General features: G+C 71.8%; 24 protein-coding genes and 1 rRNA gene. 22 read left to right on the forward strand and 3 right to left on the reverse strand.

Annotated features, from left to right (window positions below; genetic code table 11):
• Window positions 1-7: 7 nt before the first annotated feature.
• Entirely contained in the window at window positions 8-754 is a 747-nt protein-coding gene (priA, locus tag B5M43_RS05505; RefSeq protein WP_055993331.1) for a bifunctional 1-(5-phosphoribosyl)-5-((5-phosphoribosylamino)methylideneamino)imidazole-4-carboxamide isomerase/phosphoribosylanthranilate isomerase PriA, read from the forward strand.
• The gene (locus tag B5M43_RS05510) at window positions 738-1,505 is read left to right on the forward strand and encodes an SseB family protein (protein ID WP_055993334.1); all 768 of its coding nucleotides are present in this window, start codon (window positions 738-740) and stop codon (window positions 1,503-1,505) included. Before priA ends, B5M43_RS05510 begins: the two co-directional genes overlap by 17 nt.
• A gap of 21 nt (window positions 1,506-1,526) precedes the next feature.
• Here the strand turns inward: B5M43_RS05510 and B5M43_RS05515 are convergent, their stop codons facing one another.
• A complete protein-coding gene (locus B5M43_RS05515) occupies window positions 1,527-1,937 on the reverse strand; it encodes a DUF1844 domain-containing protein (protein WP_055993336.1) in 411 nt (136 codons plus the stop codon).
• A gap of 305 nt (window positions 1,938-2,242) precedes the next feature.
• Here B5M43_RS05515 and infC point away from each other — a divergent pair, with 305 nt between their 5' ends.
• From infC to pheT, 10 genes are all read left to right on the forward strand, one after another.
• The gene (infC, locus tag B5M43_RS05520) at window positions 2,243-2,809 is read left to right on the forward strand and encodes a translation initiation factor IF-3 (protein ID WP_230667697.1); all 567 of its coding nucleotides are present in this window, start codon (window positions 2,243-2,245) and stop codon (window positions 2,807-2,809) included.
• A gap of 74 nt (window positions 2,810-2,883) precedes the next feature.
• Entirely contained in the window at window positions 2,884-3,078 is a 195-nt protein-coding gene (gene rpmI, locus B5M43_RS05525) for a 50S ribosomal protein L35 (protein WP_055993338.1), read from the forward strand.
• Between the two features lie 29 nt (window positions 3,079-3,107).
• Entirely contained in the window at window positions 3,108-3,494 is a 387-nt protein-coding gene (rplT, locus tag B5M43_RS05530; RefSeq protein ID WP_055993340.1) for a 50S ribosomal protein L20, read from the forward strand.
• Between the two features lie 433 nt (window positions 3,495-3,927).
• Window positions 3,928-4,728, forward strand: coding sequence for an RNA methyltransferase (locus B5M43_RS05535; RefSeq protein WP_055993343.1), 801 nt, complete (start codon window positions 3,928-3,930; stop codon window positions 4,726-4,728).
• 139 nt (window positions 4,729-4,867) lie between these two features.
• Window positions 4,868-5,608: an amino acid ABC transporter ATP-binding protein gene (locus B5M43_RS05540; RefSeq protein ID WP_055993345.1), complete on the forward strand. Its 741-nt coding sequence runs from the start codon at window positions 4,868-4,870 to the stop codon at window positions 5,606-5,608.
• 58 nt (window positions 5,609-5,666) lie between these two features.
• Window positions 5,667-6,557 carry a glutamate ABC transporter substrate-binding protein gene (locus tag B5M43_RS05545; RefSeq protein WP_134745788.1) on the forward strand — a complete coding sequence of 297 codons (891 nt, stop codon included), beginning with the start codon at window positions 5,667-5,669 and terminating at the stop codon, window positions 6,555-6,557.
• 79 nt (window positions 6,558-6,636) lie between these two features.
• Window positions 6,637-7,293 carry an amino acid ABC transporter permease gene (locus tag B5M43_RS05550; RefSeq protein WP_134745789.1) on the forward strand — a complete coding sequence of 219 codons (657 nt, stop codon included), beginning with the start codon at window positions 6,637-6,639 and terminating at the stop codon, window positions 7,291-7,293.
• The gene (locus tag B5M43_RS05555; protein WP_134745790.1) at window positions 7,290-8,210 is read left to right on the forward strand and encodes an amino acid ABC transporter permease; all 921 of its coding nucleotides are present in this window, start codon (window positions 7,290-7,292) and stop codon (window positions 8,208-8,210) included. Before B5M43_RS05550 ends, B5M43_RS05555 begins: the two co-directional genes overlap by 4 nt.
• A 68-nt stretch (window positions 8,211-8,278) precedes the next feature.
• Window positions 8,279-9,319 carry a phenylalanine--tRNA ligase subunit alpha gene (gene pheS / locus B5M43_RS05560; RefSeq protein ID WP_055993353.1) on the forward strand — a complete coding sequence of 347 codons (1,041 nt, stop codon included), beginning with the start codon at window positions 8,279-8,281 and terminating at the stop codon, window positions 9,317-9,319.
• On the forward strand, window positions 9,319-11,811 hold the full coding sequence (gene pheT / locus B5M43_RS05565; RefSeq protein ID WP_134745791.1) for a phenylalanine--tRNA ligase subunit beta: 2,493 nt from the start codon (window positions 9,319-9,321) through the stop codon (window positions 11,809-11,811). Before pheS ends, pheT begins: the two co-directional genes overlap by 1 nt.
• Before the next feature lie 96 nt (window positions 11,812-11,907).
• Here the strand turns inward: pheT and B5M43_RS05570 are convergent, their stop codons facing one another.
• On the reverse strand, window positions 11,908-12,840 hold the full coding sequence (locus B5M43_RS05570; RefSeq protein ID WP_134745792.1) for a hypothetical protein: 933 nt from the start codon (window positions 12,838-12,840) through the stop codon (window positions 11,908-11,910).
• Between the two features lie 259 nt (window positions 12,841-13,099).
• Entirely contained in the window at window positions 13,100-13,771 is a 672-nt protein-coding gene (locus tag B5M43_RS05575) for a protein-L-isoaspartate(D-aspartate) O-methyltransferase (RefSeq protein WP_134745793.1), read from the reverse strand.
• 231 nt (window positions 13,772-14,002) lie between these two features.
• On the opposite strand from B5M43_RS05575, the gene argC reads away from it, so the two are divergent.
• The 10 genes from argC to B5M43_RS05625 form a co-directional block, all read left to right on the forward strand.
• Entirely contained in the window at window positions 14,003-15,052 is a 1,050-nt protein-coding gene (gene argC / locus B5M43_RS05580; protein ID WP_134745794.1) for an N-acetyl-gamma-glutamyl-phosphate reductase, read from the forward strand.
• Complete coding sequence (argJ, locus tag B5M43_RS05585; RefSeq protein WP_134745795.1) at window positions 15,049-16,206, forward strand: bifunctional glutamate N-acetyltransferase/amino-acid acetyltransferase ArgJ; 1,158 nt, start codon at window positions 15,049-15,051, stop codon at window positions 16,204-16,206. The genes argC and argJ overlap by 4 nt, the downstream gene beginning before the upstream one ends.
• Window positions 16,203-17,114: an acetylglutamate kinase gene (gene argB / locus B5M43_RS05590; RefSeq protein ID WP_134745796.1), complete on the forward strand. Its 912-nt coding sequence runs from the start codon at window positions 16,203-16,205 to the stop codon at window positions 17,112-17,114. Before argJ ends, argB begins: the two co-directional genes overlap by 4 nt.
• Window positions 17,111-18,364: an acetylornithine transaminase gene (locus B5M43_RS05595; RefSeq protein WP_134745797.1), complete on the forward strand. Its 1,254-nt coding sequence runs from the start codon at window positions 17,111-17,113 to the stop codon at window positions 18,362-18,364. The genes argB and B5M43_RS05595 overlap by 4 nt, the downstream gene beginning before the upstream one ends.
• Window positions 18,361-19,284 carry an ornithine carbamoyltransferase gene (gene argF, locus B5M43_RS05600; RefSeq protein ID WP_055993364.1) on the forward strand — a complete coding sequence of 308 codons (924 nt, stop codon included), beginning with the start codon at window positions 18,361-18,363 and terminating at the stop codon, window positions 19,282-19,284. The genes B5M43_RS05595 and argF overlap by 4 nt, the downstream gene beginning before the upstream one ends.
• Complete coding sequence (locus B5M43_RS05605) at window positions 19,263-20,402, forward strand: heparan-alpha-glucosaminide N-acetyltransferase domain-containing protein (RefSeq protein ID WP_230667699.1); 1,140 nt, start codon at window positions 19,263-19,265, stop codon at window positions 20,400-20,402. The genes argF and B5M43_RS05605 overlap by 22 nt, the downstream gene beginning before the upstream one ends.
• Window positions 20,403-20,484: 82 nt before the next feature.
• Window positions 20,485-21,924, forward strand: a complete 1,440-nt coding sequence (gene argH / locus B5M43_RS05610; RefSeq protein WP_055993366.1) for an argininosuccinate lyase — start codon at window positions 20,485-20,487, stop codon at window positions 21,922-21,924.
• 66 nt (window positions 21,925-21,990) lie between these two features.
• On the forward strand, window positions 21,991-22,752 hold the full coding sequence (locus B5M43_RS05615) for a hypothetical protein (protein WP_055993368.1): 762 nt from the start codon (window positions 21,991-21,993) through the stop codon (window positions 22,750-22,752).
• 26 nt (window positions 22,753-22,778) lie between these two features.
• Window positions 22,779-24,071 (forward strand): tyrosine--tRNA ligase, encoded by a 1,293-nt coding sequence (gene tyrS / locus B5M43_RS05620; RefSeq protein WP_055993370.1) that lies wholly within the window; start codon window positions 22,779-22,781, stop codon window positions 24,069-24,071.
• Between the two features lie 522 nt (window positions 24,072-24,593).
• Window positions 24,594-24,720 (forward strand): 16S ribosomal RNA (locus tag B5M43_RS05625); the annotation flags it as partial.

Raw genomic sequence — 24,720 nt, forward strand, 5'->3', positions numbered from 1 at the left:
GGGAGCTATGAACGACTTCGCGTCCACCCCCGGACTGATCCTGCTGCCCGCTGTCGACGTCGCCGACGGCAAGGCCGTCCGCCTGACCCAGGGCGCCGCCGGCACCGAGACCGACTACGGCGACCCCATCGAGGCGGCCGAGAACTGGGCCAAGCAGGGTGCCGAGTGGATCCACCTGGTCGACCTGGACGCGGCGTTCGGCCGCGGCAGCAACGCGGGCGTCCTGCGCAAGGTGATCAAGCACCTGCGCGGCGTGAACGTCGAGCTGTCGGGCGGCATCCGCGACGACGCCTCGCTCGAGGCGGCCCTCGAGAGCGGCGCGCAGCGCATCAACCTCGGCACCGCGGCGCTCGAGAACCCCGAGTGGACCGCGTCGGTCATCGGCCGCTACGGCGACGCGATCGCCGTCGGCCTGGACGTGCGCGGCACGACGCTCGCGGCGCGCGGCTGGACGCAGGAGGGCGGCGACCTCTGGGACGTGCTGGAGCGCCTCGAGGAGGCCGGCTGCAGCCGCTACGTCGTGACCGACGTCACGAAGGACGGCACGCTGCGCGGGCCGAACCTCGACCTCCTGCGCGAGATCACGGCGCGCACCCCGAAGCCCATCGTGGCGTCTGGCGGCGTCTCGAGCCTCGACGACATCGCGGCGCTGCGTCGCCTGGTGCCGAACGGCGTCGAGGGCGCGATCGTGGGCAAGGCCCTCTACGCGGGCGCGTTCACGCTCGCCGAGGCGCTGGATGTCGCGGCCGACTGACCGCGCAGACTCCGCCGGCGTCCCGTGGGAGGGACGTCACTTCGAGGCGAACCCCCACGCGTCCGACGACGGCTCCGCCGACCCCGCGCTGCTCGCGGCGCTGACCGCCTTCCGCGCGGGTGACGGGGATCAGGTCGCGGTCGTCGACGCGCTGCGTCGCGCGCGCGTGCTGATTCCGCTGGTGGCAGAGAAGGGCGACGAGGGCGTCGGCGCGCACGGGCTTGTGGTGGACAAGACGCAGGAGCTCTCGATCGTCACGGTCGCCGCGCCGGACGGCCGCAGCGTGCTGCCGGTGTTCAGCTCCGTCGAGGCGCTGGGTCGCTGGGACGCGAAGGCCCGTCCGATCCCCGTCGAGGCGGTGCGCGCGGCGCTGGCCGCGTCGGCAGAGCACACGGACCTGATGGTGCTGGACCCCACGTCCGACACGGAGTTCGTCGTCCGCCGCCCGGCCGTCTGGGCGATCGCGCAGGGCGAGCCGTGGACCCCCAGCTTCGCCGACCCCGACGTCTTCCTCGGCCTGCAGGAGAGCATCGCGGGCGAGCTCGCCGTGCTCGACCTCGAGGTGGAGCCGGGAGACCCGACCGCGCGGCTGCAGGGGCCCGAGCTCGTGGTGCGGCTCACGCTCATGTCCGGGCTGGACCGGACCGAGCTCGACGCCGTGCTGGCTCGCCTGGCGCGCCGCTGGTCGACCGACGACCGCGTGGCGACCCTCGTCGACTCGCTCGCGGTCAAGCTCGCGAGCACTGAGTAGCCGCCGCGGGGCGGGTGCCGGTCAGACGACCGGGCCCGTCCACTTCTCGCCGGGGCCCTTGCCCAGCTCGTCCGGGATGGTCGAGATCTCGCGGAAGCGCAGCTGCAGGGACCGCAGGCCGTCGCGGATGGGGCGCGCGTGCATGTCGCTGATCTCGGGGGCGGCGGCGGTCACGAGGCCGGCGAGCGCGTTGATGAGCTTGCGCGCCTCGTCGAGGTCGATGTCGGCGTCGGCGTCGGGGGAGTCCGCGAGGCCGAGCTTGACGGCGGCCGCGCTCATGAGGTGGACGCAGGCCGAGCCGATGACCTCGACGGCCGCGACGTCCGCGATGTCCCGCACGGCCGAGGTGTCGGCCGCGGCGCGGTCCTGCTCCTCCCAGCGCGCCTCGCGCTGGGCGTCGAAGGAGTGGGTGTGGCCGGGGTTGGTGCTCATGTGCCGCTCTCTGCTAGACTTTCCCGGGCTCCGGACCTTCTCGCATGAGAAGCCGGACGAAAGAGGATTCACTTCCCACCCGCGCTTGCCGTCATAAGGCTACCGGGTCATGCACTCCCTCGCGTTCGCGCGAGTGTTCCAGGCCGCCGCGGCATGCCTGGTCGGGTGAGGCCGACGTGTGACGTCTGCCGGGTGGATGCTGAGTCTCTCTCCCGCCCGTGGCACGAAAACGTCGTCACGGTGGCCTCAGTCACCCACCCAAGGAGTTCCGCATCAGCGATCCCCGTACCAACGAGCGCATCCGCGTGCCCGAGGTCCGACTCGTCGGCCCGAACGGCGAGCAGATCGGCGTCGTCCGCATCGAGGCCGCCCTCCGCCTGGCGCAGGAGGCCGATCTCGACCTCGTCGAGGTGGCCCCCAACTCGAAGCCTCCCGTCGTCAAGATCATGGACTACGGGAAGTTCAAGTACGAGGCCGCGCAGAAGGCCAAGGAGGCCCGTCGCAATCAGGCCAACACGGTCCTCAAGGAGGTCCGGTTCCGCCTGAAGATCGACGAACACGACTACGAGACCAAGCGCAAGCGCGCGGAGGGCTTCCTGAAGTCGGGTGACAAGGTGAAGGCCATGATCCTGTTCCGCGGTCGCGAACAGTCGCGCCCCGAGCAGGGCGTTCGCCTGCTGAAGAAGTTCGCGGACGACGTCGCCGAGTTCGGCACCGTCGAGTCCAACCCCAAGGTGGACGGCCGGAACATGGTGATGGTCATCGCGCCGCACAAGAACAAGTCCGAGGTCAAGACCGAGCAGAACGCGCAGCGCGCGGCCACCAAGGCCGCGGCGCGCGAGGCGAAGGCGCAGGCCCCGGCCGCGGAGTGATCCGCCCCACAGACTCCCGCTCCGGCGGGTGCACACAACGTCGCCCCGAGGGGCGCATCACGAAGGAAGAGAAGATGCCGAAGCAGAAGACCCACTCGGGCAGCAAGAAGCGCTTCAAGATCACCGGCAGCGGCAAGATCAAGAAGCAGCAGGCGGGCATGCGCCACAACCTCGAGTCCAAGTCGAGCCGTCGCACGCGCCGTCTCAACCAGGACCAGGTCATCTCGGGCAACGACCTCAAGCAGGTCAAGAAGCTCCTCGGTCGCTGACGCGAACATCCCGTTAGGAAGAATGAAGAATGGCTAGAGTCAAGCGGGCAGTCAACGCCCAGAAGAAGCGTCGCGTCATCCTCGAGCGCGCCTCGGGTTACCGTGGCCAGCGTTCGCGCCTGTACCGCAAGGCGAAGGAGCAGGTCACCCACTCGCTCGTCTACGCGTACCGCGACCGTCGTAAGCGCAAGGGCGACTTCCGTCGCCTGTGGATCCAGCGCATCAACGCCGCCGCGCGTCAGAACGGCATCACCTACAACCGCTTCATCCAGGGCCTCGGCCTCGCGGGCGTGCAGGTGGACCGTCGCATCCTGGCCGAGCTCGCCGTGAACGAGCCCGCCACGTTCGCCTCGCTCGTCGCGACCGCCAAGGCCGCGCTGCCCAGCGACGTGAACGCGCCCAAGTCGGCTGCGTAAGCACCCTTCTCGCGAGAGGGCGTCCCTTCGGGGCGCCCTCTTGTTTTTTCAGAAGCGGTCGCACGCTCGCGCTGGCGCTGGCGCGCCGGACACTCGCGAGCGAGGAACGTCGCTTCGCTCCGTTCGGCAGCGCTTCGCGCTGCGTTTGGCCGCTTCGCGGCACGCTCGCTGGGCCCCCGGCGCAGAGGCTCCGGCCGTCGCGAATGCGACGGTCGGAGAAGCGCACGGGGACGCTCGCACGACCGTCGATGACCCGGGGTTGCTGCCGGCTCTCACTCTCACCGGTGGTCCGAGCGGAGGGACGGAGCGGGGGCGTGACGCGGGTCATCCAGGCCCCTGCGGGTCGCTGCGTGTTCCCCGAGGTGACGTGCGCGCGGCGCGCGCGTCACCTGCGCTTCATGTCGGTATGCCTGCGCGGCCATAGACTGTCGACGTGCTGGAGAATCCGCGGTCGCCGCGCGTGAGGGCCGTCGCCAAGCTGGCCAAGCGCAACGCGCGCAAGGAGACCGGGCTGTTTCTCCTGGAGGGGCCGCAGGCGGTGCGCGAGGCGCTCGCCTTCCGGCCCGAGACCCTCGTCGAGCTGTTCGCCACGCCCACCGCCCTCGAGCGGCACCAGGACGTCCGCACGCTGCTGACAGATGAGGGCCTGCACGCGCAGTTCGTCTCGGAGGCCGTGCTCGAGGCGATGGCCGACACCGTGACGCCGCAGGGCTTCGTCGCGGTCGCCCGGCAGAACCCCACGGCCGTGAAGGACATCTTCGCCGAGGGGCCGCGTCTCATCGCGATCTGCGAGGAGGTGCGCGACCCGGGCAACCTGGGCACGATCATCCGCGCCGCCGACGCCGCCGGCGCCGACGCCGTCGTGCTCACGGGGCGCACGGTCGATCCGTACAACCCGAAGGTCGTTCGCTCCACGACCGGATCGCTCTTCCACCTGCCGGTCGCGGTCGGGGGCGAGCTCGAGGACATCGTCGAGCGCGCCCATGCCGCCGGGCTCACGGTGCTCGCGGCCGATGTGAAGGGCGACGACCTGCTCGCCGCGCGCGCCGAGGGGCTCCTCGCGCGCCCGACGGCCTGGCTGTTCGGCAACGAGGCGCACGGGCTCGAGGACGCCGCGCTGGGCCTCGCGGATCGCGCGCTGAAGCTGCCGATCTTCGGTCGCGCGGAGTCGCTGAACCTCGCCACGGCCGCCAGCGTGTGCCTCTACGAGAGCGCCTTCGCGCAGCGCGCCTGAGCCGCCGTCGGAGCCCGCGACATACCCGGACTGGCGGCTGACCGGGATATTCCGATTCGCGCACACGGCCTGTTACAAGTCGGTAAAGCGCCGCTCCGCCTGCTGGCCGGGCTCCGCACGACGGCCTAGGGTGAATCGCATGACTGAGCCCCTCGTCGTCGTCAAGGACGTGCAGAAGCACTATGGCGACTTCCACGCGCTGAAGGACATCGACCTCACGGTCGGCAAGGGCGAGGTCGTCGTCGTGATCGGCCCGTCGGGGTCCGGCAAGTCGACGCTGTGCCGGACGATCAACCGCCTCGAGACGATCACGAGCGGCACCATCACGATCGACGGCAGGGAGCTGCCCAAGGAGGGCAAGGGGCTCGCCGAGCTGCGCGCGGACGTCGGCATGGTGTTCCAGTCGTTCAACCTGTTCGCCCACCTGACGATCCTCGAGAACGTCACGCTCGGCCCGATCAAGGTGCGCGGCCTGAGCAAGGCCGAGGCCGAGAAGCAGGCCAAGGCGCTGCTGGACCGCGTCGGCGTGGGGCACCAGGCGGCCAAGCTCCCGGCCCAGCTGTCGGGCGGCCAGCAGCAGCGCGTCGCGATCGCGCGAGCCCTGGCGATGAAGCCGAAGGTCATGCTCTTCGACGAGCCCACCAGCGCGCTCGACCCCGAGATGATCAACGAGGTGCTGGACGTCATGGTGTCGCTCGCCAAGGAGGGCATGACGATGATCGTCGTGACCCACGAGATGGGCTTCGCGCGTAAGGCGGCGAACCGCGTCGTGTTCATGGCCGACGGGCAGATCGTCGAGGAGGCGACGCCCGAGGAGTTCTTCACCAACCCGAAGAGCGATCGCGCGAAGGACTTCCTCTCGAAGCTCATCACGCACTGACCCGCCGTCGCGCGAAGCCGCGCGACGATGAGGAACCACCCCACCAAGGAGGAATCACATGCGCAAGTCCCGGATCTTCACGGGCGCCGGCATCGGCCTGACGGCCCTGCTCGCGCTCACCGCGTGCAACAGCGGATCGCCCACCGACCCCGGCGCAGGCGAGGGGGACGGCGGCGACGCCCTCTGGGAGGTCGCGACCGACGTCCAGCTCGAGGGAAGCCCGACGTTCGACCGCATGTCGGAGGCCGGCGAGGTCGTCATCGGCGTCAAGGCGGACCAGCCGGGCCTCGGCTACGAGGACCCCGTGACCGGCGAGCGCACCGGCTTCGACGTGGACATCGCGCGCTGGATCGCGGCGTCGCTGGGCTTCGGCGAGGACCAGATCCAGTTCGAGACCATCCCGTCGGCCAACCGCGAGCAGGAGCTCATCAACGGGAACATCGACTACTACGTCGGCACCTACTCGATGACGCCGGCGCGCGACGAGGTCATCGACTTCGCCGGGCCGTACTTCATCACGGGCCAGGGCCTCCTGGTCGCGGCCGACGACGACTCGATCAACGGCCCCGAGGACCTCGAGGGCAAGGTCACCTGCTCCGTCACGGGCTCCACCCCGCTGCAGCGCATCCGCGAGGAGTACAGCGGCGAGGTCACCGAGCGCCAGACCTACTCGGAGTGCGTCGAGCAGCTCAAGGCCGGCCAGGTGGACGCGATCACGACCGACGAGGCGATCCTCGCCGGCTACGTCGCGCTCGAGCAGGAGGAGCTCAAGCTCACGGGCGAGATCTTCAGCGAGGAGCGCTACGGCGTCGGCATCGCCGACGGCGACACGGCGCTCAAGGACCACATCAACTCCCTCTTCACGGAGGGCGGCGACGTCTGGAACGCGCTGTTCGAGAAGCACCTCGCGCCCGCCGGCGTCGAGGCGACTCAGCCCGCCGTCGACTGACGGCACCCGCCCGGGACGGCCGCGCGACGGCCGTCCCGGGCCCTGATCCTTCCCATCCGACGCGCGCGAAAGGAGCGGCATGGGCGTCATCACCGACAACCTCGACCTGTGGGGCGAGGCGCTGCTCGGCACGCTGCAGCTGTTCTTCGGCGGCGGTCTCGTCGCGCTGATCCTGGGCACCATCGTGGGCGCGATGCGCGTCTCGCCGGTGCCGATCGCGCGCGCCGTCGGCACGTTCTACGTCAACACCATCCGGAACACGCCGCTCACGCTCGTGTTCTTCGGCTTCGCGTTCGCGCTCCCGCCGCTGATCGAGGTCCGTGCGAGCGGCCCCGCGGCGATGGGCTTCGCGATCGCGGCGCTGGGCGTGTACACCGCGACGTACGTGGCGGAGACGATCCGCTCCGGCATCAACACCGTGCCCGTGGGGCAGGCCGAGGCGGCACGCGCGATCGGGCTGACCTTCGGTCAGGTCATGAGCCTGGTCGTGCTGCCGCAGGCGTTCCGCTCGGTCATCCCGCCCATGATGAGCGTGTTCATCGCGCTGCTGAAGAACACGACCGTCGCGGCGGGCTTCTCGGTCCTCAACCTCGGATCGATGCGCGACTGGCTGAGCGAGCGCGGCGAGAACCAGCTGCTCGTGATCGTGTGGGTGATGGTGATCTTCGTGGCCCTGGTGATGCTGCTCTCGTGGGTGCAGCGCAACCTCGAGAAGCGTTGGACGGTGGCACGATGAGCGGCAGCGTTCTGTACGACGTCCCGGGCCCCCGGGCGATCATCCGCAACCGGATCATCGGCATCCTGACGATCGTCGTCGTCCTCGGGATCGTCGCCTTCTTCGTGTGGCGCCTGTTCGCCACGGGCCAGTTCGCGGCCTCGAAGTGGGAGGCGTTCAGCTACACGCGCATCTGGGAGCAGATCGCGATCGGCCTGTGGAACACGGTCAGCGCCTTCGCGCTCGCGGCCGTCGGCGCCCTGGCCGTCGGGTTCGTGCTCGCGATCGGCCGCCTGTCCGATCACGCCTGGGTGCGCTGGCCCGTCACGGCCGTGGTCGAGTTCCTCCGCGCCGTGCCCGTCCTGGTCATGATGTTCCTGCTGTACTACGGCCTGCCCGTGATCGGCATCCGGATGCCGAGCTACTGGGTCGTCGTGATCGCGCTCGTCGCGTACAACGGCTCGGTGCTGGCCGAGGTCATCCGCGCCGGCGTCGAGGCGCTGCCGCGCGGTCAGCGCGAGGCCGGCTACGCGATCGGTCTGCGCAAGTCGGGCGTGATGCGCCTGATCCTGCTTCCCCAGGCGGTGCGGGCGATGATGCCCGTCATCCTGTCGCAGCTCGTCGTGACGCTCAAGGACACCGCGCTCGGCTTCATCATCACGTACGAGGAGCTGCTGTTCTTCGCCAAGCGCCTCGGCGCCGCCGCGACGCTCGACTCGCCGATCATCCAGTCCACGATCGTCGTGGGCGCGATCTACATCGGGCTCTGCCTGCTGCTGTCGGGCGCCGCGCGCCTGGTGGAGAAGCGGATGCAGAAGTCGCCGCGCGTGCGCGCCGCGCAGGAGGCCATCGCGCCGCGCCTGCACGAGGGCACCGACACCGAGGTGATCGCGGCGCAGGAGCTGCACGACCTCGAGCGCGGGCCCGGCGGCCGCTGATCCGGCCCGTGCCGCGCCCCCAGGGGCGCGGCACGGGCGGCATCCGGCCGCGGATAGACTCGGTTCTCGTGCCTGACGTTCCCGAGATCACCCCTGAGGCGGTGGAGGCTGCGGTCGCGGACGCGCTGGCGGCGATCGCCGCGGCCCCCGACACCGCGGCCCTGAAGGCCGCCCGATCGGCGCACGCGGGGGAGGGATCCCCGCTGGCCGCGCTCAACGCGCAGATGCGCCACGTCCCCAACGACCGCAAGGCGGAGTTCGGCAAGCTGGTCGGCGGCGCGCGCGGACGCGTCAACCAGGCGCTCGCGGCCCGCGAGGCGGAGCTCGCCGAGGCCGAGACCGCCGCGCGGCTCGAGGCGGAGCGCATCGACATCACGGCGGTCGCCTCGCGCACCCGCGTGGGCGCGCGCCACCCCATGAGCGTCCTGCAGGAGCAGATCAGCGACGTGTTCGTCGGCATGGGCTGGGAGATCGCGGAGGGCCCCGAGCTCGAGCACGAGTGGTTCAACTTCGACGCGCTCAACTTCGACGAGGACCACCCGGCGCGTCAGATGCAGGACACCTTCTTCGTGGATCCGGTGGCGCGCCACCTCGTGATGCGCACGCACACGAGCCCCGTGCAGGTGCGCTCGATGCTCGAGCGCGACCTTCCGATCTACGTGCTGTGCCCGGGCCGGGTGTACCGGACCGACGAGTTCGACGCCACGCATCTGCCGGTGTTCACGCAGGCCGAGGGCCTCGTCGTGGACAAGGGCATCACCATGGCGCACCTGAAGGGCACGCTCGACCACATCGCCAAGGCGCTGTTCGGCGAGGAGGCCAAGACGCGCCTGCGCACCAACTACTTCCCGTTCACGGAGCCGTCGGCCGAGTTCGACCTGTGGCACCCGACCTTCAAGGGCGGCGCGCGCTGGATCGAATGGGGCGGCTGCGGCATGGTCAACCCCAACGTGCTGCGCGCGGCCGGCATCGACCCAGAGGTGTACTCGGGCTTCGCGTTCGGGATCGGGATCGAGCGGGCCCTGATGTTCCGCTCGGACGTGCAGGACATGCGCGACATGGCCGAGGGCGATGTCCGCTTCAGCGAGCAGTTCGGGATGGTGGTGTGATGCGCGTCCCGCTTTCGTGGCTGCGTGAGTACGTGGACGTCCCCGCAGGGGCGACGCCCGAGGACGTCCTCGCGGCGCTCGTGTCGGTCGGCTTCGAGGAGGAGGAGGTCATCCGCTTCGAGCTGACCGGCCCCGTCGTCGTCGGCCGCGTGGTCTCCTTCGAGGAGGAGCCGCAGAAGAACGGCAAGACCATCCGCTGGTGCCAGGTCGACGTCGGCGAGCCCGAGCCGCGCGGCATCGTGTGCGGTGCGTCGAACTTCTTCGAGGGCGACAAGGTCGTGGTGTCGCTGCCCGGCGCCGTGCTTCCCGGCCCGTTCGCGATCTCGGCGCGCAAGACGTACGGGCACGTCTCTGACGGCATGATCGCGTCGGCGCGCGAGCTGGGCCTCGGCGACGAGCACAACGGCATCCTGCGACTCGCCGAGCTCGGACTCGACCCCGAGCCCGGCACGGACGCGATCGCGCTCCTGGGCCTCGACGACGTCGCGGTCGACGTGAACGTCACGCCCGACCGCGGCTACGCCATGTCGATCCGCGGCATCGCGCGGGAGTACGCCCACGCGACCGGAGCGGACTTCCGCGACCCCGCGCAGCTGGCGTCGATCGGATCCGGCGCCGGGTTCCCGGTCGTCGTCGACGACCGGGCGCCGATCCGCGGCCGCAACGGCGTCACGGAGTTCGTGACGCGCGCAGTGCGCGGCGTCGACCCGTCGCGGCCGACCCCGCCGTGGATGGTCGCCCGCCTGACGCTCGCAGGCATCCGCTCGATCTCGCTGCTGGTCGACATCACGAACTACGTGATGCTCGAGCTCGGCGGCCCGATCCACGGCTACGACCTGAACAGGCTCACGGGCGGGATCACCGTGCGTCGCGCGACCGAGGGCGAGACCCTCGAGACGCTCGACGGCCAGGTGCGCAAGCTCTCCACCGAGGACCTCCTGATCACCGACGACTCGGGCCCCATCGGCCTGGCCGGCGTGATGGGCGGCGCCCGCACCGAGATCGGCGACGACACGACCGACGTGCTGATCGAGGCCGCGGTGTTCGACACCGTGTCGATCGCGCGCACGGCGCGCCGCCACAAGCTGCCCAGCGAGGCGTCGCGCCGGTTCGAGCGCGGCGTCGACCCGCTGCTGCCGGCCGCGTCGGCGCAGCGCGTGGTCGACCTCATGGTCGAGCTGGGCGGCGGCACGGCCGACGAGCTCGGCAGCGCGCTCGGTGCGACCTACGCGCCCGAGGCGATCGCACTGCCCGCCGGTTTCGTCCAGCGCCTCGTGGGCGTGGACTACACCGCGGCCCGCATCGCCGAGACGCTGGCGATGATCGGCTGCCAGGTCGCGGAGACCGCGGACGGATGGAGCGTCACGGCGCCGTCGTGGCGCCCCGACCTCACCGACAAGTGGACGCTCGCCGAGGAGGTGGCGCGCATCGACGGGGTCGACAAGATCCCGTCCGTCCTGCCGACCCCGCCGTCCGGCCGCGGCCTCACGCCGGCGCAGCAGGGGCGTCGCCGCGTGGCGAACGCGCTCGCGGCGACCGGGTTCGTCGAGACGCCGTCGTTCCCGTTCACGACCGAGGAGCAGAACGACCTGCACGGCTCGGCGTCGGGCGAGCACCTGCCCAGCGTGCGCCTCGCGAACCCGCTGGACGGCCAGGCGCCGTTCCTGCGCCGATCGCTCGTCCCGGGGCTGCTGCAGACCGCGCACCGCAACGTGGCGCGCGGGCTCACCGACCTGGCGCTGTACGAGATCGGGGCGGTGTTCCTGCCGAAGCCGGGCGTGGAGTACGGCACGCCGAGCGTGCCGCCGCTCGCGGTGCGCCCCGACGCCGAGACGCTCGCGCGCCTGGACGCGTCCATCCCGCCGCAGCCGCGCCACGTGGCGCTGCTGCTGGCCGGCGCGGTCGCGCCCAAGCAGCCGGGTCGCGAGGCCGAGGCCGCGGGCCTCGAGGTGGCACTCGACGCGGTCCGCGTCATCGCGGCCGCCGCGGGCGTCGAGATCGAGGTCGCGCAGGGCCGTCGCGCGGCGCTGCACCCGGGCCGCACCGGCGTGCTCACGGTCGGCGGCGCCGAGGTCGGCTACGTCGGCGAGCTGCTGCCGCAGGTGGCCGAGGACGCCGACCTGCACGGCCGCGTCACGGTGGCCGAGCTCGACCTCGACGCGCTGCTGACGCTCGCGGGTGAGCGCGTGACGGTCGCCTCGCTGTCCACGTTCCCCGCGGCCACGCAGGACGTGTCGCTCGTGGTCGACGCCGCGCTGCCGGCCGGCGAGCTGCGCCGCACGCTCGTGGAGGGAGCGGGCGAGCTGCTCGAGGGCGTGCGCCTGGTCGACGACTACCGAGGCCAGGGCATCCCGGAGGGCCGCAAGAGCCTGACCTTCGCGCTGCGCTTCCGCGCGCCCGACCGCACCCTCACGGCCGCGGAGGCCACCGAGGCCAAGCTCGCGGGCGTCGCGCTCGCGGCCGAGCGCCACGGCGCCGCCCTCCGCGAGTAGCTCCGCGCCGCCTCGCGCCGCCGCGCCATCCGCGAGACGGCAACTCCGCGCCGAGACTGCAGTGGATCGCTGCAGTCTCGGCGCGGAGCTGCTTGGTCAGCGCGGAGTCGCGGTCCGGCCGCGGGGAGGATCGATTGCCGCAGGCAGCGTCAGCAACGGTGCCGCCACACGGGGCCGCTCCGGTCGTAAGCCGCTCGCCCGGAGCGCGGCGTCGAGCGCATCCGGATCGCGAGCCTCGCCCCATCCCCACCGGGCGAAGCCGTCGCAGCCGCGACGCAGGATGTCCTCGCGTCGCTTCTCCTCCCGCAGGCGTGCGCGTCCGCTCTCGCCGTCGTACTTGAGATCGCCGTCGGCCTCGCCGATCCGGCGCTGAGCACGCCAGTACATGTCGACGCGGAACACGTCGCCGGCGGAGGTTCGGAACACCACCTGAAGCTCCGGTGCGGGGTACCCGAGCCATTCGACGCCCGCGCGGCTGATCGACTCGAGACTGCTCTCGGCGAGCGGCGTGGCGCGGGTGAGCGGCCATCGCGCGGCGGCGCGTCCGCGCGCGCTCGTCCTCAGCTCGTTGAGCTCGAGCAGGTGACCCGCATCCAGTGCGGGCGTGAGTCGCAGCAGGGCGTCGGCGGTCATCAGGCCCAGCGCGGGATGTCGGTGGCGCGCGATGTCGACCGCCGTGTCGGCGGGCGCGACGAACGCGATCCCGTCCATCCGGACGATCTCGCGCTGGTCGGTCGATACGTGGGTCCGCACCTGGCCGACCAGCCGGGAGGTGCCGTCGGCGCTCAGCACGTGGATCTCCGTCGGCTCGCCGACGATCGGCAGGCCCGCGAGCACGGCCGCCGATTCGAGCGCGAACACGGCACCGGGGCGCAGCAGCGCATGCGCGTGAACCCGGGCCAGGTATCGGTCCCACGGCGGGAGCAGGTCCCAGAGCGCCTTCGGTGCGTAGACGCCGAGCGCCACGCGATGCAGCTCGCCCCGGCGCTCGGCGACGTCGAGGCGGAAGGCGGCGTCTCCAGGCCGCATCAGCGGCACCGGACACGGTCGGATGGTGACAATCTCGGGCAGCGCGATCGACATGGCGGCACGCTCCCGCACCCTGCCGTCGCGTGTCGGACGTCACGATCCGATCGGAGCGGATCCCGACGGATCCGGATCTGTGGACGAACGACCGAGGCGCGCCGGCGACAATGCAACCCCGCGCCGAAACATCAACGCCGCGCCGAAACCGCAGCGCACCACTGCGCTTTCAGCGCGGCGTTGCTGTCTCGCAGCCGCGCCGCGCTCAGCGCAGGCCGTGCTCGCCGCGGAGGGGGACGAAGCGGACGGCGCCGAGGTCGTCGCGGTCGTACTCGTCGCCGCGGCGGATGAGGCGGATCAGCTGCTGCCACCCGCGGCCGCGCTCTAGCGGCATCACGATGCGGCCGCCGTCCGCGAGCTGGTCGAGCCATGGGGCGGGGATCTCGGGGCCCGCGGCCGCGGCGAGGATCGCGTCGAACGGCGCGGCGTCCGCCAGCCCCAGCGTCCCGTCGCCGGAGGCGACCCGCACGCGCTCGAATCCCGCCGCGTCGAGCGCGCGCCGCGCGGTCGCGGCCAGCTCCGCCACGTACTCGATCGACCACACCTCGGCGCCCATCGCGGCGTAGACGGCGGCCGCGTACCCCGAGCCGGTGCCGACGTCGAGCACGCGGTCGCCGGGGGAGATCCGCCCGGCCTCGGCCGTCAGCGCGACGATGTACGGCTGCGAGATCGTCTGGCCGTGCTCAATCGGCAGCGGCGAGTCGGAGTACGCGTCGCGCGCGAGGTGCTCCGGCACGAACCGCTCCCGCGGCACGCGGTCCATGGCATCGAGCACCCGGCGGTCGCGGATGCCCCGCGCCTCCAGATGCCACTCGATCATCTCCCGGCGCCGCTGGCGGAGCAGGGCCTCGAGACCGGATCCGGCTGCCTCGCCCATGGCCCCACGGTACGTCGGCCGCGGGCGTTCTGCTACGCTCGCGGCATGTCCGCCGGCGCCCTCGTCCCGATGCTCGCTCCGAGCATCGACGCGCGTCGACGTCCGCGTGGCCGCCGAATCTCGGCGACGCCGCGAAGCTCCCGCGCCTGACGGCCCGGTCGAGCGGCCTGGGATCCAGGTCAGTGGCGTCGCCGTCAACGGCCCTCGCTCACGGACAATAAGGTGGAACCCATGACCCTTTCGGTCGCCGTCTCCGGCGCTTCTGGCTATGCGGGCGGCGAGCTGCTCCGTCTGCTCGCCGATCATCCCGACGTCGAGATCCGCACCGTGACCGCGCACTCCAACGCCGGTCAGCCGCTCATCGAGCACCAGCCTCACCTGCGATCCCTCGCGCACCTGACGCTGCAGGACACGACCCCCGAGATCCTCTCCGGGCACGACGTCGTGTTCCTCGCGCTGCCGCACGGTCAGTCCGGGCAGTACACGGATGCGCTCACCGACGTCTCGCTCGTGATCGACTGCGGCGCGGATCACCGCCTCACGGGGAAGGACGACTGGGACGCCTTCTACGGCGGCGACTTCCACGAGCCGTGGACCTACGGCGTGCCGGAGCTGCCGATCGGCGGCGGCGCGAAGCAGCGCGAGCGCCTCGTGGGCGCCACCCGCATCGCCGCGCCGGGCTGCAACGCCTCGACGGTGGCGCTGAGCCTGGCTCCGGGCGTCGCGGCGGGCGTGATCGCGGCGGACGACATCGTCAGCGTGCTGGCGGTCGGCCCGTCGGGCGCGGGCAAGAGCCTCAAGACCAACCTGCTCGCGAGCGAGATCCTCGGATCCGCGAACCCGTACGCCGTCGGCGGCACGCACCGCCACATCCCCGAGATCGCGCAGTCGCTGCGCGCGGCGGGCGCGATCGGCGACGTCCGGATCTCCTTCACCCCCGTGATCGTGCCGATGGCCCGCGGCATCCTGGCGACCAGCACGGCCCGGATCGCCGAGGGCGTGTCCGCGGCGCAGGTGCGCCAGGCGTGGGAGGCGGCGTACGGCGACGAGACGTTCGTGCAGCTGCTGCCGGAGGGGCGGATGCCGCGCACGGCCGACGTGATCGGCGCCAACACGGCGCTGATGGGCCTCGCGGTCGACGAGGCGGCCGGCCGCGTGGTGGTCGTCACCGCGGTCGACAACCTGACCAAGGGCACGGCTGGCGCCGCCATCCAGTCGATGAACATCGCGCTCGGCCTCCCCGAGGGCCGCGCGCTCAGCGTGAACGGAGTGGCGCCGTGAGTGTGACCGCAGCCAAGGGCTTCGAGGCGGCGGGCGTCGCCGTGGGGCTGAAGTCGACCGGAGCGAAGGATGTCGCCGTGGTCGTGAACCGCGGTCCGCTCAAGACGGGCGCCGCGGTGTTCACCACGAACCGCGCCAAGGCCAACCCGATCCTGTGGTCGCAGCAGGCGATCGCGGACGGCGTGGTCGAGGCCGTGGTTCTGAACTCCGGAGGGGCCAACTGCTTCACGGGTGAGTTCGGCTTCCAGACCACGCACCAGACGGCCGAGAAGGCCGCCGAGCTGCTCGGCGTCAGCGCGGCCGACGTGCTCGTGTGCTCGACCGGCCTGATCGGCTCGGGCGACGACGTCTTCCGCGCCAAGGTGCTCGAGGGCACGACGCAGGGCGTCGCCGCGCTCAGCTCCGCCGGCGGAGACGACGCGGCCGCCGCGATCATGACCACCGACACCGTGCCGAAGACCGCCGTGCGCAGCGCCGACGGCTGGACGATCGGCGGTATGGCCAAGGGCGCGGGCATGCTGGCGCCGGGCCTGGCCACGATGCTCGTGGTCATCACGACCGACGCCGTGCTGGACGCGGCCGCGGCCGACGCGCACCTGCGCGCCGCGACCCGCGTGAGCTTCGACCGCCTCGACTCCGACGGCTGCATGTCGACGAACGACCAGGTCACGCTGCTGGCGAGCGGCGCGAGCGGCGTCGAGCCGGACGAGACCGCGTTCCGGGAGGCGCTGATCGACCTGTGCCGCGAGCTGTCGCAGAAGCTGCAGGACGACGCCGAGGGCGCCAGCCACGCCGTCACGATCGAGGTCGTCGGCGCCGCGAGCGAGGACGACGCGGTCGAGGTCGGTCGCTCGGTCGCCCGCAACAACCTGTTCAAGGCCGCGATCTTCGGCAACGACCCTAACTGGGGCCGCGTGCTCGCCGCGATCGGCACCACGCAGGCGGCGTTCGACCCGTACGACGTCGACGTGTCGATGAACGGCGTGCGGGTGTGCACCAAGGGCGGCCCGGATCGCCCGCGCGAGGAGGTCGATCTGACGCCGCGCGCCACCCACGTGCTGATCGACCTGCGAGCCGGGGACGCGGCCGCGACGATCCTCACGAACGACCTGACCCACGACTACGTGCACGAGAACAGCGCCTACTCCTCATGAGCTCCGATCACATCGACATCCAGGACACCAGCCCCGAGGAGGCCGCCGCGAAGGCGGCCACCCTCATCGAGTCGCTGCCGTGGGTGAAGCGCTACCGCGACCAGATCGTCGTCGTGAAGTACGGCGGCAACGCCATGATCAGCGAGGAGCTGCAGGACGCGTTCGCGCAGGACATCGCGTACCTGCGCTACGTGGGCGTCCGCCCGGTCGTGGTGCACGGCGGCGGACCGCAGATCTCGAGCATGCTCGACCGCCTCGCGATCCCGAGCGAGTTCAAGGGCGGCTACCGCGTCACGAGCACGGAGGCGATCAGCGTCGTCCGGATGGTGCTCACGGGCCACATCAACCCGCAGCTCGTCGCGAAGATCAACTCGCATGGGCCGCTGGCCACGGGGCTGAGCGGCGAGGACGCCGGGCTGTTCGGCGGACGCAAGCGCGGCGTGGTCATCGACGGCGTCGAGGAGAGCCTCGGGCGCGTGGGCGACGTGGTGAAGGTCGACCCCTCCGCCGTGCTCGACCACCTCGACGCGGGCCGCATCCCGGTCGTCTCCAGCATCGCGCCGGATCTGGACCACCCCGGCCAGTCGCTCAACGTGAACGCGGATGCCGCGGCCGCGGCGCTCGCGATCGCGCTCAAGGCGCGCAAGCTCGTCGTCCTGACCGACGTCGCCGGCCTGTACGCGGACTGGCCCAACCGCGACTCGCTCGTCTCGCACCTCACCGCGGACGAGCTGCGCGAGATGATGCCGCGCCTGGAGAGCGGCATGATCCCGAAGATGCAGGCGTGCCTCGACGCGGTCGAGGGCGGGGTCGGCGCGGCGGCGATCATCGACGGCCGCGTGCAGCACTCTGTGCTCGTCGAGCTGTTCACGAGCAAGGGGATCGGAACGCAGGTGACCGCATCATGAGCGCACAGCAGACCACGGATGCCGCGACCGCGGCCTGGCAGGACGCGGCCGCGCGCGACCTCATGAGCCTGGGCGGTCGTCTCGCCCTCCTCACCCGCGGCGAGGGCTCCCACGTGTGGGACGCCGACGGCACGCGCTACCTCGACTTCCTCGGCGGCATCGCCGTGAACTCGCTCGGGCACGCCCATCCGGTGTTCGTCGAGGCGGTCAGCCGCCAGGCGGCCACGCTGGCGCACGTGTCGAACTACTTCGCGACGCCGCAGCAGCTCGAGCTCGCCGCGCGGCTGAAGGAGCTGGCAGGCACGGGGGAGCGGGGCCGCGTGTTCCTCGCGAACTCGGGCACCGAGGCCAACGAGACCGCGATCAAGCTCGCGCGCCTGCACGCCGCGAAGACCGGCCGCCAGGACGCCGTGATCGCGAGCCTGCACGGAGCGTTCCACGGGCGCTCCACGGGCGCGCTCGCCCTCACCCCCAAGGCCGCGTACCAGGATCCGTTCCGTCCGCTGCTGCCGGGCGTCACCCACATCGAGCCGACGCTCGAGGCGCTCGAGGAGCTGTTCGCGGGCGGCGAGCAGGTCGCGGCCCTCGTGGTGGAGCCCATCCAGGGCGAGGCCGGCGTGCTGCCGCTGCCCGAGGGCTACCTGCGGCGCGCGCGCGAGCTCACGACCGCTCACGGCGCGCTGCTCATCCTCGACGAGGTCCAGACCGGGATGGGGCGCACGGGCCACTGGTTCGCGTTCCAGGCCGAGGGCGTCGCGCCCGACGCCATCACGCTCGCCAAGGGCATCGCGGCGGGCTTCCCGCTCGGCGCCGTCGTGACGTTCGGCGACGCGAGCGACCTGTTCTATCCCGGCACCCACAACTCGACGTTCGGTGGCAACCCGCTCGCCAGCGCGGTCGCGAACGCGGTGATCCAGGAGATCCAGGATCGCGACCTGCTCGCCAACGTGACGGCGCGCGGCGCGCAGCTGCGCGCGGCCGTCGAGGGCATGCCGCTGGTCGCGGGCACGCGCGGCTCCGGCCTGCTCATCGGCATCGCGCTGACCGCGCCCGTCGCCGCCGAGGTGCGCGCGACCGCCCACGCGCGGGGACTGATCGTCAACGCGCCCACCGACGACGCGATCCGCATCGCGCCGGCCTACACGATCGGCGACGCCGAGGTCGCGGAGTTCACGTCGACCTTCGCGGCCGCGCTCGAGGAGGTCGCCTCCCGCCACGCCGCTGCCACGACCGAGGGGAACCCCGCATGACCCGCCACTTCCTGCGCGACGACGACATCACGCCCGCCGAGCAGGCCGAGATCCTGGATCTCGCCGCGACGCTGAAGCAGGACCGCTGGGCCGACAAGAGCCTCGCGGGCCCGCAGACCGTCGCGGTGATCTTCGACAAGTCGTCGACCCGCACGCGCGTGTCGTTCGCGGTCGGGATCGCGGACCTGGGCGGCACGCCGCTTATCATCTCGACCGCCAACAGCCAGCTCGGCGGCAAGGAGACGCCCGCCGACACCGCGCGCGTGCTCGAGCGCCAGGTCGCCGCGATCGTGTGGCGGACGTACGCGCAGGCGGGCCTGGAGGAGATGGCGCAGGGGACGCGCGTCCCGGTCGTGAACGCGCTCAGCGACGACTTCCACCCCTGCCAGCTGCTGGCCGACCTGCTCACCATCCGCGAGCACAAGGGCGACCTGAAGGGCCTCACGCTGTCGTTCTTCGGCGACGGCGCGAGCAACATGGCGCACTCCTACGTGCTCGCGGGCGTCACCGCCGGAATGCACGTGCGCGTCGCCTCGCCCGAGTCCTACGCGCCCCGTGAGGACGTCGTGGCCGACGCCGACCGCATCGCGCTCGAGACCGGGGGCTCGGTGACGCTCTACACCGACCCGCTCGAGGCCGCCGCGGGCGCCGACGTGGTCGTCACCGACACCTGGGTCTCCATGGGCAAGGAGGAGGAGAAGCTCGCGCGCCTGCGCGACCTCGGCGCCTACAAGGTCACGCAGGAGACCATGTCGGTCGCGGATCCGGGCGCGATCTTCATCCACTGCCTTCCCGCCGACCGCGGCTACGAGGTCGACGCCGAGGTGATCGACGGTCCCCAGAGCGTGATCTGGGACGAGGCGGAGAACCGCCTGCACGCGCAGAAGGCGCTGCTGGTGTGGCTGCTGCGGCAGGCCTGACCCGCACCACCCACGGCGGCCTGCGAGGCCGCTTCGACCGAGGCCGCGCGCGGCTGGACGGTCCCGGGCGCGAGCCCGGGATCGACCTCGCGCGCGGCCTCGCCGTCGTCGGCATGTTCGCCGCGCACCTGCTCGACACCACGGCGTTCGAATGGACGCATCCAGCGACGTGGACCGACGTCGTCAACGGGCGCTCGTCCATCCTGTTCGCGACGCTGGCAGGGGTGTCGCTCGCGCTGGTGACGGGCGGGGAGCGCCCGTTCGACGGCGCCCGGATGGCGAGCGCCCGCTGCTCGCTCGCCCTCCGCGCCGCCTGCATCTGGCTGCTGGGCGTCCTGCTCGTGATGCTGCAGACCCCCGTGCTCGTGATCCTGCCCGCGTACGGCATCCTGTTCCTCCTGGCGCTCCCGTTCCTGCGGCTGCCGGTCGGGTGGCTGTTCGCGGCGTCCGCCGGCGTGGCCGTGGCCGCGCCGTTCGCCGTCTTCGCGATCGACCAGCTGCCGCTGTGGGACGGCGAGGCGGGGCAGACCGTCGCCCACACGATCGGATGGCACTACCCGTTCGCGCTGTGGCTGGCCTTCGTCCTCGCGGGCATCGGCACGGGCCGGATGGCCTTCGCGCGTCCCGCGACCGCGACGCTCCTGCTCGCGGTCGGCGCGGTGCTGGCGGCCGTGGGCTACGGCATCGTGGGCCGCTGGGCGGAGCTCGCGCCCGCGGACTCGATCTGGGGCGTGGTGCTGTCGAGCACCGCGCACTCGAGCGGCATGGGGGAGGCCGTCGGATCGGGCGGGTTCGCGCTCGGAGCGATCGCGCTGTGCACGCTCCTGTGCGCGACGCCCGCGCGGGCCGTGTTCCTGCCCCTGCGCGCGGTCGGTTCGATGCCGCTCACGGCGTACACGGCGCAGCTCCTGACATGGGCGGCGCTGCAGCCGCCGGCGGGCGAGGCGGGATCGGAGCTCGCGGCGTTCCGCGCGCTGGATCCGTTCTGGCCGCTGACCATCGCGACGCTCGCCGGGTGCACCGCGTGGGCGCTGCTGCTCGGGCGGGGCCCGCTCGAGCGCCTGGTCGGCTGGGTGGCCCGGGTCGGTCCCCGCGAGGCGCCGGCCGGCGCGGCGTAGAGCGCGCTCCGGGGATCTCCGGCGCCCCGGAGGGAGCGACCTCGGGCGGGGAGGGCGGCGCGCGCTCGATAGGCTGGGACGCATGAGCAGCGAGCAGCCGAGCGGCCAGCACGGGACCAACGAGGGCGCCCTCTGGGGCGCGCGTTTCGCGACCGGGCCGTCGCCTGAGCTGCAGGCGCTCAGCCGCTCCACCCACTTCGACTGGCAGCTGGCGCTGTACGACATCGCGGGCTCGCACGCGCACGCCAAGGCGCTCGCGGCGGCGGGATACCTGGAGCCCGACGAGGAGCGCCGCATGCACGAGGGCCTCGACACCCTCGCGAAGGCCGTCCAGGACGGCTCGCTGCGGGCCCGCCCCGGCGACGAGGACGTGCACGGCGCGCTCGAGGCCGCGCTGATCGAGGTCGTCGGGCCCGAGCTGGGCGGCCGCCTGCGCGCCGGCCGCAGCCGCAACGACCAGATCGCGACGCTCGTGCGCATGTACCTGCTCGACCACGCCCGCGTGATCGCCAAGGAGCTGCTCGCGCTGATCGACGCGCTCGTCGCGCAGGCCGACGCGCACCCCGACGTCATCCTGCCCGGCCGCACCCACCTGCAGCACGCTCAGCCGGTGCTGCTGGCGCACCACCTCCAGGCCCACGCCTGGCCGCTCGTGCGCGACCTCGAGCGCCTCCGCGACTGGCGCGCCCGCGCCGCCGTGTCGCCGTACGGCGGCGGCGCGCTCGCCGGGTCGACGCTGGGCCTGGACCCGCAGCTGGTCGCGAGCGAGCTGGGCCTCGACCGGCCCGCAGAGAACTCGCTCGACGGCACGTCGTCGCGCGACGTCGTGGCGGAGTTCGCGTTCATCGCGGCGCAGATCGGCGTCGACCTGTCGCGCTTCGCCGAGGAGATCATCCTCTGGAACACGCGCGAGTTCGGCTTCGTCACGCTGGACGACGGGTACTCCACGGGCTCGAGCATCATGCCGCAGAAGAAGAACCCCGACATCGCCGAGCTGGCGCGCGGCAAGGCGGGGCGCCTGGTCGGCAACCTCGCGGGCCTGCTCACCACGCTCAAGGGCCTGCCGCTCGCGTACAACCGCGACCTGCAGGAGGACAAGGAGCCGGTGTTCGACTCGGTCGCGACCCTCGAGGTCGTGCTGCCGGCGTTCACCGGCATGGTCGCGACCATGCGCTTCGACGCCGCCCGCATGGCGGAGCTCGCGCCTCAGGGGTTCTCGCTCGCGACGGATGTCGCCGAGTGGCTCGTGAAGCGGCGGGTCCCGTTCCGCGACGCGCACGAGATCTCGGGCGCGCTGGTCCGGGCGTGCGAGGAGCGCGGGATCGGCCTCGAGGACGCCTCCGACGAGGTGCTCGCGTCGGTCTCGTCCCACCTCACCCCGGAGGTCCGCGCCGTGCTCTCGATCGAGGGCTCGGTCGCGAGCCGCACGGGCGCCGGCGGCACCGCTCCGGAGCGCGTGGCCGAGCAGCGCGCCGAGCTCGTCGCCCGCGCCCAGGCAGCGGTCCACGCCCTCGGTCTGTGAGGTCCCGCCCCGGGAAACGCGGCCCGGTGACGCCGGGATGTCGGACGCGGCGGGCATGATGGGGGCATGATCCTCGCCGGCCTGCTGCTGCTCGCGGTCGGCGCCGCCGATCTCGTGCGGACGGTCTTCAAGCGCTCGCCGGCGCCGATCCGCCTGGCGTCGCTCGGCGTCGTGGCGGTGGCCATCCTGGCGCTCGGCGTCGTCACGGCCGCGCCGTTCGCCGGCATCGCGGCGGTCGTGGTCGGCGCGCTGTGGCTGCAGCTCATGCCGGACATGGGCCGGTCGCCGGCCTCGATCTGGCCCGCCGCGGCGGTCGGCTCGCTCGCCGCGCTCGCGGTGGTCCTGGTGCCCGCGGACGCCGGATCCGGTCTGTTCGGTCCCGTGTCGATCGCGTCTCCGGTCGGTGCCCTGTCGCTTCCCGCGATCGTCCTGACGCTCGGCGCCGTCGCCTACCTGATGGAGGCCGCGAACGTCGTCGTGCGCGCCGCTCTCGAGCGCGAGAACATCGCTCCGGATCCGATCCCGGAGGAGCGGCACGAGATCGTCGATCCGACGGCCATGCCGAAGCTCGGTCCGGGTCAGGTCATGAGGGGCGGCCGGCTGATCGGCCCGCTCGAGCGCGCGATCGTGTTCGCGCTCACGCTCGCCGCCGCCTACCCGCTGCTCGCGGCGTTCATCGCCGCGAAGGGCATCGTGCGCTTCCCCGAGATCTCGCGCGACGGCGACGGGGGAGACCGGGCCGAGTACTTCCTGGTGGGCAGCATGGTCAGCTGGGTGCAGGCCCTGTCGCTGGCCTTCCTCGTGTGGTTCGGCATCGGCGCGGCCTGACCCGGCGCACGCCCTAGGCTGGTGGGGTGACCGAGACCGTGGCCGCACCGAAGACCGATCCGTCCTTCGACACCATCTGGGACGAGCTCCTCTGGCGAGGGCTCGTGCACGTGTCGACCGACCAGGAGGCGCTGCGCGAGCTGCTCGCGGGCCCGCCGATCGTGTTCTACTGCGGCTTCGACCCGACCGCGCCGAGCCTGCACCTGGGCAACCTCGTGCAGCTGCTCACCATGCGCCGGCTCCAGCTTGCCGGCCACCGGCCTCTCGCGCTGGTCGGCGGCTCGACCGGGCTGATCGGCGACCCGCGCCCGACCGCCGAGCGCACCCTGAACACGCGCGAGACCGTGGCGGAGTGGGTGCAGAAGCTGCGCGCGCAGGTCGAGCGCTTCCTCGACTTCGACGGCGACGACGCCGCGCGCATCGTGAACAACCTCGACTGGACGGCGCCGCTGTCCGCGATCGACTTCCTGCGTGAGATCGGAAAGCACTTCCGCGTCGGGACGATGATCAAGAAGGACGCGGTCAGCGCCCGCCTCAACTCGGATGCGGGCATCAGCTACACCGAGTTCAGCTACCAGATCCTGCAGGGTCTGGACTACCTGGAGCTCCACCGCCAGTACGGCTGCGTGCTGCAGACGGGCGGCAGCGACCAGTGGGGGAACCTGACGAGCGGCGTCGACCTGATCCACAAGGTCGAGGGCGTCTCGGTCCACGCCATCGGCACGCCGCTGATCACGAACAGCGACGGCACCAAGTTCGGCAAGAGCGAGGGCAACGCGATCTGGCTCGACGCCGAGATGTGCAGCCCGTATGCGATGTACCAGTTCTGGCTCAACACCGATGACGCCGATGTGATCGCGCGGCTGAAGGTGTTCACGTTCCTCACCCGCGCCGAGATCGAGGAGTACGAGCGGCTCGTCGCCGAGGAGCCGTTCCGCCGCGCCGCGCAGAAGCGCCTCGCGCTCGAGGTGACCACGACCGTGCACGGCCCCGAGGCCACGCAGGCCGCGGTCGCGGCCTCGGAGGCGCTCTTCGGCAAGGGCGATCTCGCGACGCTCGACGCCGCGACCCTCGCCGCCGCGCTGCGGGAGCTGCCTCACGCGGATGTGGCGTCGGGGACGCCGGTCGTGCAGGCGCTCGTGGAGACCGGGCTGGTGTCGTCGGCGTCCGAGGCGCGGCGTGCGATCGCCCAGGGCGGCGTCGCGATCGACGGTGCCAAGGTCGACGACGACTCCGCGGTCGTGACCGGCTCCCTCCCCGGGGGAGTGTCCGTCCTGCGGCGCGGCAAGAAGGCGCTCGCCGGCCTCTTCGTCGCCTGACGGGCCCCGCCCCGGGGGCGCGACACGCCCGGGGGATGGCCGGGTTTGCCCCGCCCCTCGGATCCACGTAATGTATTCCCTTGTCGCCGCCAAGCGGTGAGGTTGAGCCGGAAGGCTCCCACCCCAGGTCGACGACGAACTCCACTCCGAACAGCGGGCTCTTGAGCGCGCCGACCCTCGGGTCTAGGGTGGAGGATCCAGCTCCTCGAGGTCTCCTCGACGATGCCGGCGCCCGTCGCTCAGACAGCGCCTCGGCGTGTCGGATTGACAAGCCGAGCGAGATGGATAAGATAGAGAAGTTGCCCCGGAGGGCTGCGGCGGGAGTCGCAGGGCTGGGAGCATCCGATCCTTGAGAACTCAACAGCGTGCACTTGTCAAATGCCAAATAACCTCGGCAACCGGCCTTTTTGGTTGGTTGCGAGATTCCTTTGGATCAATTTTGGAAGTCAGTTTTGACATCCGTTTTTGGTCAGCATCAAACTCGCTGCTTCACCGTTTTCCCGGTGGGGTCAGCATTTTTTCTTCACGGAGAGTTTGATCCTGGCTCAGGATGAACGCTGGCGGCGTGCTTAACACATGCAAGTCGAACGGTGAAGCTCCAGCTTGCTGGAGTGGATCAGTGGCGAACGGGTGAGTAACACGTGAGCAA

Source organism: Microbacterium sp. MEC084 (genome assembly GCF_004514465.2).
Taxonomy (GTDB): Bacteria; Actinomycetota; Actinomycetes; order Actinomycetales; family Microbacteriaceae; genus Microbacterium.

What these genes read in the sequence shown, in the direction of transcription:
- argH (WP_055993366.1), top strand. Translation starts at nt 20,485, where the DNA reads ATGAGCAGCGAGCAGCCGAGCGGCCAGCACGGGACCAACGAGGGCGCC.
- priA (WP_055993331.1), top strand. Translation starts at nt 8, where the DNA reads ATGAACGACTTCGCGTCCACCCCCGGACTGATCCTGCTGCCCGCTGTC.
- B5M43_RS05555 (WP_134745790.1), top strand. Translation starts at nt 7,290, where the DNA reads ATGAGCGGCAGCGTTCTGTACGACGTCCCGGGCCCCCGGGCGATCATC.
- argB (WP_134745796.1), top strand. Translation starts at nt 16,203, where the DNA reads ATGAGCTCCGATCACATCGACATCCAGGACACCAGCCCCGAGGAGGCC.
- argC (WP_134745794.1), top strand. Translation starts at nt 14,003, where the DNA reads ATGACCCTTTCGGTCGCCGTCTCCGGCGCTTCTGGCTATGCGGGCGGC.
- B5M43_RS05545 (WP_134745788.1), top strand. Translation starts at nt 5,667, where the DNA reads ATGCGCAAGTCCCGGATCTTCACGGGCGCCGGCATCGGCCTGACGGCC.
- B5M43_RS05515 (WP_055993336.1), bottom strand. Translation starts at nt 1,937, where the DNA reads ATGAGCACCAACCCCGGCCACACCCACTCCTTCGACGCCCAGCGCGAG.
- B5M43_RS05550 (WP_134745789.1), top strand. Translation starts at nt 6,637, where the DNA reads ATGGGCGTCATCACCGACAACCTCGACCTGTGGGGCGAGGCGCTGCTC.
- B5M43_RS05510 (WP_055993334.1), top strand. Translation starts at nt 738, where the DNA reads ATGTCGCGGCCGACTGACCGCGCAGACTCCGCCGGCGTCCCGTGGGAG.
- rpmI (WP_055993338.1), top strand. Translation starts at nt 2,884, where the DNA reads ATGCCGAAGCAGAAGACCCACTCGGGCAGCAAGAAGCGCTTCAAGATC.
- B5M43_RS05575 (WP_134745793.1), bottom strand. Translation starts at nt 13,771, where the DNA reads ATGGGCGAGGCAGCCGGATCCGGTCTCGAGGCCCTGCTCCGCCAGCGG.
- B5M43_RS05615 (WP_055993368.1), top strand. Translation starts at nt 21,991, where the DNA reads ATGATCCTCGCCGGCCTGCTGCTGCTCGCGGTCGGCGCCGCCGATCTC.
- B5M43_RS05570 (WP_134745792.1), bottom strand. Translation starts at nt 12,840, where the DNA reads ATGCGGCCTGGAGACGCCGCCTTCCGCCTCGACGTCGCCGAGCGCCGG.
- pheT (WP_134745791.1), top strand. Translation starts at nt 9,319, where the DNA reads ATGCGCGTCCCGCTTTCGTGGCTGCGTGAGTACGTGGACGTCCCCGCA.
- B5M43_RS05540 (WP_055993345.1), top strand. Translation starts at nt 4,868, where the DNA reads ATGACTGAGCCCCTCGTCGTCGTCAAGGACGTGCAGAAGCACTATGGC.
- rplT (WP_055993340.1), top strand. Translation starts at nt 3,108, where the DNA reads ATGGCTAGAGTCAAGCGGGCAGTCAACGCCCAGAAGAAGCGTCGCGTC.
- argF (WP_055993364.1), top strand. Translation starts at nt 18,361, where the DNA reads ATGACCCGCCACTTCCTGCGCGACGACGACATCACGCCCGCCGAGCAG.
- B5M43_RS05595 (WP_134745797.1), top strand. Translation starts at nt 17,111, where the DNA reads ATGAGCGCACAGCAGACCACGGATGCCGCGACCGCGGCCTGGCAGGAC.